The sequence below is a fragment of the Chryseobacterium phosphatilyticum genome (assembly GCF_002899825.2).
Classification (GTDB): Bacteria; Bacteroidota; Bacteroidia; order Flavobacteriales; family Weeksellaceae; genus Chryseobacterium; species Chryseobacterium phosphatilyticum.
This window is the reverse complement of sequence record NZ_PPED02000001.1, coordinates 1,364,326-1,376,151: the sequence shown is the minus strand read 5'-3', so window position 1 is coordinate 1,376,151 and position 11,826 is coordinate 1,364,326. Positions and strand designations below refer to the sequence as shown.

At 42.1% G+C, this 11,826-nt stretch carries 8 protein-coding genes; all 8 read right to left on the bottom strand.

Annotated features, from left to right (window positions below; all coding sequences use genetic code 11):
* Window positions 1-31 precede the first annotated feature (31 nt).
* The 8 genes from C1631_RS06300 to C1631_RS06265 all read right to left on the bottom strand — a co-directional run bounded on the left by C1631_RS06300 (window position 32) and on the right by C1631_RS06265 (window position 11,823).
* On the bottom strand, window positions 32-991 hold the full coding sequence (locus C1631_RS06300; protein ID WP_185144647.1) for a Fic family protein: 960 nt from the start codon (window positions 989-991) through the stop codon (window positions 32-34).
* Between the two features lie 55 nt (window positions 992-1,046).
* Window positions 1,047-1,523 (bottom strand): hypothetical protein, encoded by a 477-nt coding sequence (locus C1631_RS06295; protein ID WP_228441054.1) that lies wholly within the window; start codon window positions 1,521-1,523, stop codon window positions 1,047-1,049.
* 71 nt (window positions 1,524-1,594) lie between these two features.
* Window positions 1,595-2,848 (bottom strand): condensation domain-containing protein, encoded by a 1,254-nt coding sequence (locus tag C1631_RS06290; protein WP_103248632.1) that lies wholly within the window; start codon window positions 2,846-2,848, stop codon window positions 1,595-1,597.
* The gene (locus C1631_RS06285; RefSeq protein ID WP_165828243.1) at window positions 2,845-4,116 is read right to left on the bottom strand and encodes a condensation domain-containing protein; all 1,272 of its coding nucleotides are present in this window, start codon (window positions 4,114-4,116) and stop codon (window positions 2,845-2,847) included. Before C1631_RS06285 ends, C1631_RS06290 begins: the two co-directional genes overlap by 4 nt.
* 4 nt (window positions 4,117-4,120) lie before the next feature.
* Window positions 4,121-6,520: a glycosyltransferase gene (locus C1631_RS06280; protein WP_109711147.1), complete on the bottom strand. Its 2,400-nt coding sequence runs from the start codon at window positions 6,518-6,520 to the stop codon at window positions 4,121-4,123.
* Window positions 6,513-7,295 (bottom strand): alpha/beta fold hydrolase, encoded by a 783-nt coding sequence (locus C1631_RS06275; protein ID WP_109711144.1) that lies wholly within the window; start codon window positions 7,293-7,295, stop codon window positions 6,513-6,515. The genes C1631_RS06280 and C1631_RS06275 overlap by 8 nt, the downstream gene beginning before the upstream one ends.
* Complete coding sequence (locus C1631_RS06270) at window positions 7,286-7,585, bottom strand: acyl carrier protein (RefSeq protein WP_103249500.1); 300 nt, start codon at window positions 7,583-7,585, stop codon at window positions 7,286-7,288. The genes C1631_RS06275 and C1631_RS06270 overlap by 10 nt, the downstream gene beginning before the upstream one ends.
* Entirely contained in the window at window positions 7,573-11,823 is a 4,251-nt protein-coding gene (locus C1631_RS06265; protein WP_109711142.1) for a type I polyketide synthase, read from the bottom strand. Before C1631_RS06265 ends, C1631_RS06270 begins: the two co-directional genes overlap by 13 nt.
* Window positions 11,824-11,826: the final 3 nt, after the last annotated feature.

Here is an 11,826-nt window from a genome sequence, read left to right as displayed (position 1 = left end):
TTTATTAAGTGTCTAAATTCATTCTACTTCATTATTCTTTAAACCAATATTCCGTCAACCTTTGCGCTCCGGACTTATTTAAAATTTCCTGCTCAACAGCCCATTTCAGGTCTCTGCTTGCTGTAGGGGCAGAGATATTCCTGAAGTTCTGCATATAGTCTTTCCTGCCGAACTTATTTTGTTTTACTTTCTCTTTAAATAAGAGAATCCTGTCTTCCGTATATAATGTCTTATTTTGAGATTGCAAAAGTTCTTGTAAAGATTCCAGAATAATACCGAGCATAAATTCTATAAAAGGCGTAGAATTTCCTTTTTTATCAGATTCTGATAATGTATGATAATATTCAATTTGTTTTTGCTTGATGAGGGACTCTATTGGCAGATATTCAAATACAGGATATTGCTGCATCAGAATCAAAGTCTGCCAGAGTCTGCCCATTCTTCCGTTACCGTCTGTAAAAGGATGTATAAATTCAAATTCATAGTGGAAGACGCAGCTTTTAATTAAAATCAGGTCTTTGTTTTTTTTCAGATAAGCGAAGAGGTCTTTCATCAATCCTTTTACCATGGTACCCCCTGGCGCTATATGTTCTACTTTTGAACCTTTAATGATACCCACATTAGTGGTTCTTAATTTACCAGCATGATCAACCAATCCTTTCATCAGAATGGAATGCGCTTTTTCTAAGTCTTTTAAGTGATAAGGATTCAGCTGATTGATTTCTTCATATACCTGTATCGCATTCTGTACTTCAAGAATATCTTTTTGGGGAGCAATGACTCTTTTATTTTCCAGTAATGCGGTGATCTGTTCTTCAGTAAGAGTATTCCCTTCAATCTCCAATGAAGACTGGATGGTTTTGATTCTGTTCTTTTTCCTTAATTCAGTGGCGGGTTTATACAGATGTGAAGCATTTATTTCTCCTATTTTTTCAGAAATAGAAGCCACTAAAAATAAAATGGTATCTGTAATAGTATATGGAGGTTTCATATCCTTGATAGTATCATATGATATTATCAAAGATATGAATTTATATTAAAATTAACTATTGATTTAAGTCGACAATCACAGGCTGTACTCGTCTACACATCCACCTCCTCAACCTCCACACCGGCAAATACACAAACACCACAGACAGAATCCCTGCCAGCACACCCACCACTACAGCCATTGCTGCACCATCCAGCTTATAATCCTTTGATAGATTAAACTGTCCCAGAAACAGCAAAGACAGGACCAGCGAACCGGTAACCAAACCGTGTAAAATACTCAGTTTGGTCATTAATTTTTTAATATTCAGCTGCTCGTCTACGGTGAACTCGATGGCGCCTTGTCCGGCAGCGTCTGTGACTCTTTTGATAATGTCAATGGTAAGGACAACGGGAAGGAAGATGGCCATCGGTAAAGTAAGACGGGCGAGGTTTTGTTCTCCCGAGAAGAAATGGGTGTAGCCTAGCTCTTTAAAGCTGGCATACGCAATAATAAAGTTGAAGAATACATTCGGGAGGACATAGTAGATCATCCGCTTTAATAAAAAGCGTTTGAGGGTGGTTTTCTTGAGTTTTTTGGGCGGCTTCGGCTTAAATTTCAATTTCATACAGAGGTGATCAATAGCTCAAGGGCTTTATCTTTTATTTTCATGGCTTCCTCTTTCGGAAGGAAGTGTTCATTGGACATAAAGGTGAAATCCATTTGTCGGTTGTAAGTGCTGGTCACCAACGTATTGGAATTCAGCCATGGGAAAGCGACGGTAGGACTCATGATCGTTTCAAGTTTAAAGTGCTGATAGTCGCTTGGAATATCAATTTTACCCATATTCGATAGCGTCACATCATGTCCGCCATTACTTGATTTCAACAGGGAAATCATGCGCTCTACGATCGGGTGCATTTGTTCACCCATCCACAGAAGCTCACGGGCTTCCATTTTATTGATCTTTTCAAAAAGATCTTTCTTAATTTCTTTCGCATTGTCCAGTACACTGTGATTTCCTTTTTTAATGGACAATTCCACGGTAGGGGCAAAGGCAAACAAATGATCCTGCTTGATCTCGGGGATAAAGTGGCGCACATCTACCGGGCTGATTACTTTTCCTTTGGCTTTTTCACCCTGCACCTCACGGAAGGCCTGCATAAAGGCAGCACACAACAAGGCGTGCACAGAAATACCGTTGGCTTTGCATTTTTCGGTAATCTGTGTTGTAGTTTGAGGATCCAGCTTGCGGTGAAGGGCGTAGTTTTTTCCGAGGTTTCTTTTTTTACTTTTTGCTTGCAACATAAAGAAAAATCCGGCAAACATCAGATAGACACGGGCTTTGAATTTCTTTGTGGTTGCATTAAAATTCGAAGGCAGAAAATCATTGACCGATTCAAAAGGCTCATAAGGAAGGAGCTCAGCAGAAGGATTATCCAATAGCTGAAGGAGTTCCCGCATCAGAGTAACACCGGTTGTTCCGTCTGAAATACAATGCGGCATGACCCAGAGGATTTCAGAAGCTTCTTTTCCTTTTACCCATACCAGACGGGCCAGTGGTTTTTTATCTTCATTAAACAATTTAAACCATTCTGTTTCAGATTCATACAACCAGTCTTTCTCCGTTTGTCGCTGAACGATCCGAAGGGGAATGGGGGTGATGTTTTTTTCTTCTGTAAAAAAAGGATATTGCTCGGTTTTTTCATCAATCGAAACCCGAAGCAAAGCATGTTTTTGCTGAATTTTATCTAATGCCAGTCTGAAATTCTCCTCCGAAAGTTGTCCGGAGATTTTGGCGGTAAATATACAGTTGACGGGGGTTTTAGAATCTACATACATGATCCTTTCCACCATCATTAATCTTCTTTTCATCATGATGTTACTAAATTTTCAATTTGCTGCTGAACTGTTTTTATAATCTCATCACGAATGGCTAATGCTTCGGAATATGGCAGATAGCCTTCACTTCCCACAAAAGAAAAGCCCATTTCTCCCTGAAATGTTGAGGTAACAAGGGTAGTGGTATTTCCTAAAGGACCGATCACCGTAGGGCTGAAAATCGTTTCCAGGGTAAATTCTTTATACTGATGAGGAATCTGAATGCGTCCCAGGTTGGAAAACATACAGTCATTGGATGATTTTCCATTCTTTAACAATTTCGTGAAGTTGGGGAGTGCATCATGTCCTGATTCCATCACCATCATGGTAATATAAGGATCCAGTTTAGACGTTTTACGCTCCACAGCGGCCTGCATGGAACGTACATTGTCCAGAAAGTTCATTTTTTCATTGGCTGAAACAACGATCATCAATCCGAAAGCGAAAATATGATCATTTTTAACCTGATTGGCAAAACGTCTGATATCTACAGGACAGGAAACTTTGTTAAAAGCAGCTGCTCCTCTTACGGTTTTAAAAGCCTGAAGAACCGCAGCACACAAAAGCGTGTTGACCGTCACCTGATTGGATTTACAATAAGAGATTAATTCCTGACTTCTTTTCTGATCAAATTTCCAGTGAATCAGGTAATCGTTTTGTCTGTCCACTGTTTTTTTGTTGACAGGAATAAACTTAATAGCTGTAGCGGCCAGTCTGCTGATGAATTTTGCCTTTAGTTTTTGTCTGCGACTGTTGAGAATGTGAGCAGGAACCACATCCTGAATACCCAGAATAGGTTTTTCAATCCCGATATCGGCGGAAGGATTATCCAGAACCTGTAAAAATTCATATAAAAAAGCCATACCGGAACCCCCATCGCATAAACAATGGTGGAATGAAAAAATCATATCGGATATTCCCTCTCCTTTGATCCATATAAAGCGGATGAGAGGAAGTTTTTCATAATTAAAGGTGGTCTGCCATTCTCTTTTGGATTCCTCCTGCCACTGGTCTTCATGTTGGCGAACCAGAATTTTTATCGGAATAGATATGGGAGATTCCGGGACATCAAAGCATGGGATATTTTTCTCATCGTAGGTGATGAGTGCTCTGAGCCAGGGATGTTTTTGTTGAATACGAGCTAAGGCTCTCTTGATATCTTCTAATGTGAAGCTACCTTTTAGTCTGAACGGAATAACCCCGTTGAACGGTTCGGTACCGTCCCCCAAAAGCATGCGTTCGCCAAATAACAATCTTCGTCTCATAGGCTTATACAGAAATTAAAGTGGATTCCTGTTGAACAAAGTTTTCTAATAATTCTACAGCCTTATCATTACCGCCTGCCGTATGGAAAGTGTTTTGAACTTCCCTGGCGGCAGCTCTGTATTTCGGGTTTTCTAATAATTCAAAAACAGTTTCGCGAAGGGCTTCTACACGTAGACGTTTGTATCGGATGCTGATTCCACAACCGGCCTGCTCAATTAATTTCGCAATATGGAAGTGGTCATAAGCGATAGGAGTGATTAACATTGGTAAACCATTACGGAACGTATCGTTAACGGTGTTGAAACCGCCATGACAGATGACCATATCCATATGAGGCATTAATTCCGATTGAGGAACAAAGCTGTTCACAATAAAATTAGATGGCCACTCTTCAAAAATATCAGGTGGAGTAGCGGCTATCACAGTCACTGGTTGGTCTGCAAAAGCGGCGATCACCTTTTCGAAGAATGCTTTTCTGATATCGACCAATAATGTTCCTAATGATACAAAGATCTTCGGAGTGGTTGCGGCATGCAAACGATCCCATTCAAATGGAGCGTCGTTCGGACGTCCTTTTACCGGACCTACAAATTTCATGTGGGAAGGAACGGTTTCAAATCCGGCAAATGCCTGGGAAGTAAATACCATATTCAGTTTGTGGGAATGAATAAAAATACCGTCATCCTCAATTCCTACTTCTTTTTGCAGGTTTTTGATCAGGTTTTGCTGCCATTCCCAGATTTTAGGAGCACTTTTTTCAGTATCTCCCATGACATCCGGTGGTACCGGAGTGGTTGTTACACAAGGGATATTGTGTTTATGAGCAAATAAAGCGCCCCCGAAGGTGATACAGTCATTGACGATAACATCGGGCTTCCAGCTCTCTGTTAACCGGCTCAATCCCGGCATCATCATTTTGGCAAAAGGAACATAGGTTTCTTCAAGGGCTAGTTTCATCACTTCAGGACCTGAACAGGCAGGTCCGTCATCTTGTCTTTTTAGAATGCGTTGTATTTCGTCCTGATAAGGGATAAGATCTTCATGAGGGTAATAGTAAGATCCTCCTTCCGGAATGTGTTCGTCTGATAATGGAGTGATCCCGAACCATTTTACTTCGTGGCCACGGGCAATAAGGCTTACCCCAACACTTAATGTAGGGCTGATATGTCCGAAAAACGGAGGGATAACAAATAAGAATTTCGCTTTTTTCATTTTTGTGGTAGGTGTTATTGCTTGTTCAAGTAAATCAGCTGCAGTCGCTGAACCGCCGGCTTCAACAAACGATTGTCCGACTTTCTGAGCTGCTTCACGATAGCTGGGGTTGTTCAGAATCTGTTGTACTGCTTCTCTAAGATGATTCGCTTTAAACCTATTAAAATTCAGACGTTCCCCAGCTTCGGTACGCACGACACGTCCTGCAACGTGTGACTGATCATACGCAATTGGAATGACCACCAATGGAATACCGTTGGATAAGGTTTCTGAAACGGTGTTGTGACCACCGTGGCAAACCACTCCGTCGAGATGAGGTAATAGATCCAGTTGGGGAACCTGTTGATACACCATAAAGTTGTCCGGCCACTGCTCGAAAAGCTGTGGATCGGAAACGACGACAACCGTTAAGTCTTCATCTTTAAAGGCGTCCACCACTTTCTGGAAAAATGCTTTTTTATGATCATGATCGAAAGTGGTTCCGATGCTTACGAGAATCTTTTTGTTGGTGGCACTGTTGAGCCTGTTCCAGTCAAACTCACAAGAGATGCGTCGTTCCGTAAGAACAGGTCCTGTAAATTGATATTGAGAAGGCAGATCCTCCATTTCACCAAAGAAATAATTGGAAGTTAAGACCAGAGTGAGCAGGTCAGAGGTTGCCAGAGAGCGTTCTTCATGAAAGCCCAACTCCTTCTGTAAATCTACAATTTGGTTCACCTCCCATTCGTGTACCTTCGGAAGCTCATTCATAATTTTAATGGCTGCCGGAGCGGTCACGGAAGTTGCGTAGGGAATTCCAAGCGTTTTAGCAGCAACCGGGGCTGCAAATAACTGATGGTCCCCGATAATCAAATCGGGTTGGTATATTTTTAACAAAGCAATGATTCCGTTATAGCAATGTCTGTTTAAAGGGATCAAGACCTCTTCATACAGAAATTTAACGCTATCAATGCCGTAGACTACTTTTTTTGAAATAATATCCAGGTACTGTTCACTCTCTTTCTTTTCTTCATCGGTTTGATCGTATTGAATAAGAAGGAGCTTTCCGCCCTCTGGAAGTTTGGCTTCCAGGGTAGGATCAAGGCTGATCCACGCTACTTCGTGGCCTCTTTCCAATAGGGTAGCACCAATGCTTAAGGTAGGATTGACATGTCCTGTAAGGGGTGGAACTATAAATGCGAATTTAGCCATGGTTTTGTGTTAAAATTTTAGATAAAAAATGAGTGATGGTCTCAGCGATCATCTGCGGTTCCTGAATAGGAATATTATGATCGCCCGGAATCAGTTCCAGAACTGAATTCCCGATCTGAGTCTGCAGCCATTCTCCGGTAGGTCTGCAATTGGAGTCAGCACCGTAAAGCAATAAGGTGGAAGCTTTTAATTCGTTAAAATCAGCTTCGTTCAGGAAGTCTTTTTCCCTGATCATGTCTGCTTTAATGCTGGTTTGATTAAACAGAAACTCATACATACGATGGTTCTTCTCCATTTGTCTTTTCCCCATCTGAACTTTAGTGGTATCCGTAAAATTGGCTACATAATGTTCCAGAAACTCTTTGCTGTATTCATCAATAATATTGCGGGCCTTTTCATCCTGAGGATCGGGAGCTTCCGTTACCACCAGTTTATTGACGCGTTCAGGGTACTGTAAAGCTGTTTTTAAAGCAATAAGACCACCGAAACTATAGCCGGCAAGATGTACCTTTTTCAGTTGCAACGTATCCATTAAACAAATCAGATCGGATGACATGGTATCAAGGTCATATCCGTCAAGGAAACGCTCACTCATTCCGTGGCTTTTCAGATCGTACATGACTACATGGAAGTGCTGCGCCAGAATCGGAGCAATATTAAAATAATAAATAGACAGATTGCTGAACATCCCGTGGATTAAAACCACGGTCTGTTCAGCTGTTTTGTTGAGTTCCTGTATATGAACCTGTTTATTATTGACAGTGATTATTGGCATTCGTAGATGTAATTGATGATCATACTAAGGTCAAGATTGATCAGCTGGTCAAGGTCCATAGAAGACAACCAGCCTGTAAAATCGATCTGATCTCCAAAATGCGCTTTGATCTTTTCAGAGAAAGAAACAATTTCAATACTGTCCATTTCCAGATCCTTGGTGAATGAACTTTCCGGAGTAATATCCATTTCTTCTACAAATTCAGCACCGATCACTTCAGTAATAAAACCTTTTAATAAAGTGAAAAGTTCTTCGTGGTTCATTTTTAATGTTGGGTTTACAGTGTCCATCCGATAATATAATTTTGATGTTTAATAGTTTTGATTTCAATGTTGTTGATCCACAAGTGATCATCTTTTATCAATTCGACTTCGAAGGCTTTTGGATTTCCTTTCAGTCCTGTCCCCAGGAACTTTCCATAGGCTTCCTTGGCAACCCAGAACCGGGTAGTCCACTCGGCCTGATCTCTGTCTTTTAATAATGTTAATTCATGGTCGGTAAATACCATGTCGTAGAATCCGGAGCTGCGTTCTTCAATAGTCTCCATGTCGATTCCTACAGATTTTCCGTATCGTGCGATACCTACGGCCTCTTTTCCTTTGTGAGCCAGTGAAATATGGATGTTTTCCGTAAAATCACTGATGAGATGAGGTTTCCCCACTTCATCGGAGCGAATCTCAAAGGTAATCGGGAAGCAGGCATGATTTTTTTCCTGACGAAGAAGGTTTCTTACGGCATCTTTTACCGCTACACGGCTTACCATCCAGTTTTTCTTCTTATTCGGTAATAATTGCTGGTGATGCTGTTTTTCCGTCTGGTTGAAATATCTTTTCAGGATAAAATCCCATGAAGCCACTCTTGTATACGCCTGATGGAAGTAGAATACTTCAGGAGCGATCTCTTCAGAAAGGCGATTGTGCAACGGTGACATGGAAACATTCCATAAAGCAGCGTCAATTTCCAATCTTCTGTTTTGCCAGCCTGTAATGGAACACCATGGTTTTCCGTCTCTGGTCAGAAGGATGTTGGCAATGGCGAACTCATCGTTAAGATCGGTCAGCATACAGGTACATTCAAAAATACCTTCCTGATCATGCATATCTCCGAAGAACTCTATATCTCTGATTTTTACAGGGAATGCAATACGGTCTTTGACTAACGTAAGCTGTAACCAAAGCCCGAATAATTGTCCCGCATTATCCAGTAACGAACCTTTACCGCCGTTTCCTTTGATTTTTCCGATAATCCCTTTGGAACCAACGGCAGAAACTTCAGTGATTCCCTGATACTGATCTCCATGGAACATATGCATGTCATAGATTTCTTCAGGTGTTCTCTCAATAGGTAAAAGATCACCGATAGAGAAATTGAATGCAGGAACCGGAACGGGAGAAGATTTCAGCAATACTTCCGCATTGGCAAAATTTTCAATATCCAGATACGCATGGTTTTGGGAACGCCATTCTCCTTTTACGGTTTTTTCAAAAGGTTTGGCGACGTTCATCCATTGGAAAACACTTACGTTCATGATTTTATGAACCTGTGTTCCCGGGATTTCTGCTTCCGCAATTTCTGCGAGCTGTTCAAAGATCATGGTCATCGGAATGACTGGTTCCATATCGGCTACATGAGCCCATCCTTTAGGCTGTCTCAATAAGCTGTGATCGATAAGGTACGGATGACTTTCCAGCGTTACATGCAGATCTTTTGAAAAGGCAGTACTTCGCGGTGCTACGGGAGCGACTGGCTGCACAGGAGCCGGACGTTGAATTTTAATATTTGGTGGGTTTTGGAAAAGGGTTAAAACCTCTTCCTGCATACGGATCATATCTGCTACGTTATCCTGAAAGGCCTGCACAAGAGGATGTCCTGTTTTGGTAGCGATAGAGGCTGATGCGGTGTATTGTTTTGGTGTTTCAAAGGCGGGAATTAAAGCCTGGGCTTCTTTAAAATTACGGATAATCGGGGAGCCCAATTCCAGTTTAATTCCTTTTCCTGACGATTTTTTGGTGTGATTCTGAATGTGTAAAAAGTCAAGGGCTATACCTTTGCCCTCAACAAATAATGAAGCGACTACTCGCTGCAGCTGAGCCAGTGCAGATCTTGTAGGAACACTGGAAGCAATCGTACTGAATGCTTTTCCTTTTAAAGTATCATCAATAAACCCGATCAATCCTCCGGTACCGACCTGAATAAAGCATCTTGCGCCTTCTTCATACAATCTGTCGGTCAGTTCACGGAAGCGAACCGGCTGAACGAGATGTTCTGCACTCAGTTGTCTGATGGCAGCCTGATCAGCAGGATAAGGTTCAAGGGTAGTCGCGGACCATAAAGGGATTTTTGTTTGCTGGAACTGTGCTTTTTCCATTCCGGCAAGGATGACCTCCAGCTTATCTGCGATAAAAGGAGAGTGAAACCCGGATTGGAATGGCAGCACCTGATGGAAAATCTGTTTTGATTTTAATAAAGGGACCAACTCGTCCAATGCAGCATTGCTTCCGCAAAGGATGACCTGATTTGGGCAGTTATCATTGGATACATATAAGTCTGAAATCTCTGTAATAAAAGGTTTTACTACATCAATTCCGGCTCCTATAGCAATGAATTTAGAATCTTTTAGTTCAAATGTTTCAGGATTCAGAACGTCAATCAGGGCTTTTACAGAGTTGGCTTCTGCCAGTTCTGAGGAATATCCTGCGAGCCATTCTCCTAAACTGTGTCCTGCATTCATATCAGGAATGATTCCCAGTTTTTTTAAGGAATTGTCAAGGATACTGCAGTTGTTGAAAATGTTTAAGGCATCGGTTAAAAGACCTTCACCTTCCGTTTCGATAGGCGCTGTTAATCCGAAATAACGGCTAACGGTTTCTACTTCACCTTTTGCAAGGCCGTCTAAACCTGGAAATACAAAGGCTACTTTGCCGCCGTCTTTTAATAGCGGGGCAGAAGTGTACCAGATATCCTGTTTATTTCTCCAGGTAATATTTTTGGAGATAATTTTAAGTGCTTTTTCAATTCTTGCTGGTGTCGGGTCAAATATGGCTACTCTGAAATCTCCTTCTCCTACGGTTGTATCGTTATTTTGTAAAGCAGAAAGAAGTTCTTCGTGAGTGGGTCTTGCCAGTAATAATACGCTGTCTTTTTTCGGCATATCATAACCTTCCAGTACTACGTGAGCATTGATTCCTCCGAAACCGAAGGCATTCACGGCTGCTACTTTCGGAAGTCCGGTTTTTGACCAGTTTTGGGGTTCCTGTACAGGAGCAAAACGGGTTTTCTGCATATCTGCAATGGGATTCTCACAATATAAGGTAGGAGGTAAGGTATCGTGGTGTAATGCAAGACAGGTTTTGATTAATCCTGCAATTCCGGCAGCGGGCATAGCATGTCCGATATTGGACTTTACCGATCCGATACCGGCTGCCTGAGCTGTTTCTTCTTTTCCGAAGAATTGTGCCAGGGTCTGAAGTTCTGTTTTATCTCCAAGCGGAGTTCCGGTACCATGAGCTTCAAGATAACCCACGTTGTTTTTATCAAGATCAGCATTTGTCCAGGCTTGTTCAAGGGCTTTCAACTGACCTTTTACGGATGGACTCATTACGCTGGTTCCGTTACCATCGCTGCTTACGCCCACCCCTTTAATAACAGCATAGATTTTATCCTGATCACGAACGGCGTCTTCCAGTCGTTTTAAAACGACGAATCCACAACCTTCTCCAATCAGTAATCCGTCAGCATCCATGCTGAACGGCTTGATCTGCTGCTGGCGGGACATGGCTCCCAGCTGAGCAAAAATACTCCAGAAAGCGGCATTTTGTCCTGTATGAACTCCTCCTGCGATCATGATATCTGCACGGCCACGCTGAAGTTCCTGTACTGCATGGTCTACGGCAATAAGGGCGCTGGCGCAGGCTGCATCTACGGTGAAAGCTGCTCCCCCAAGGTCAAAACGATTGGCAACAAGTGATGCTACAAGATTAGGAATTAATCCCATCGCAGTATCGGCTGCAAAACGTCCTTTGCGCTCCTGAAAAGCATGTTTTACTTTTTCGATGTCTGCAGTAGATACCTGAGGTAAAAGTTCCTGCAGCAGCGAAGAGATTTGTTCTCCGGTTCTTACGATTTCTATCGCACGGGTAGCTCCGGGTCCGGTATAGTTTCCTTTCCCTATAATAATCCCTGTTTTTTCAAGGGAAGTTTTTTTTTGAAAAACCCCTGCATCTTCCAGTGCTTTCTGCACTAAATCAAGGGTCAGTAAATGGTCAGGCTCGGTTCCTTCAACAGCCAGCGGTAAAATACCAAAAGCAGTGGGATCAAATTCATAGTCAGGGATAAATCCTCCCCGCTGACAGTAAAAACGGTCAACAGGATGGGTAGCATCACTGAAGTGAACCGGATCTATCCGATCGGCAGGAGCCAATTGGGTAGAATCTACTTTATTGACAATATTTTGCCAAAAAGTGTTGGCATCTTGTGCCCCGGGAAAGACACAAGAAAGACCAATGACAGCAACATCTGTTTTTTTCATACT

Excerpts from the sequence above, each read along its gene's own strand:
- C1631_RS06290 (WP_103248632.1), bottom strand. The coding sequence starts at position 2,848 with ATGATGAAAAGAAGATTAATGATGGTGGAAAGGATCATGTATGTAGAT.
- C1631_RS06270 (WP_103249500.1), bottom strand. The coding sequence starts at position 7,585 with ATGGACACTGTAAACCCAACATTAAAAATGAACCACGAAGAACTTTTC.
- C1631_RS06300 (WP_185144647.1), bottom strand. The coding sequence starts at position 991 with ATGAAACCTCCATATACTATTACAGATACCATTTTATTTTTAGTGGCT.
- C1631_RS06285 (WP_165828243.1), bottom strand. The coding sequence starts at position 4,116 with ATGAGACGAAGATTGTTATTTGGCGAACGCATGCTTTTGGGGGACGGT.
- C1631_RS06265 (WP_109711142.1), bottom strand. The coding sequence starts at position 11,823 with ATGAAAAAAACAGATGTTGCTGTCATTGGTCTTTCTTGTGTCTTTCCC.
- C1631_RS06280 (WP_109711147.1), bottom strand. The coding sequence starts at position 6,520 with ATGGCTAAATTCGCATTTATAGTTCCACCCCTTACAGGACATGTCAAT.
- C1631_RS06295 (WP_228441054.1), bottom strand. The coding sequence starts at position 1,523 with ATGATCTACTATGTCCTCCCGAATGTATTCTTCAACTTTATTATTGCG.
- C1631_RS06275 (WP_109711144.1), bottom strand. The coding sequence starts at position 7,295 with ATGCCAATAATCACTGTCAATAATAAACAGGTTCATATACAGGAACTC.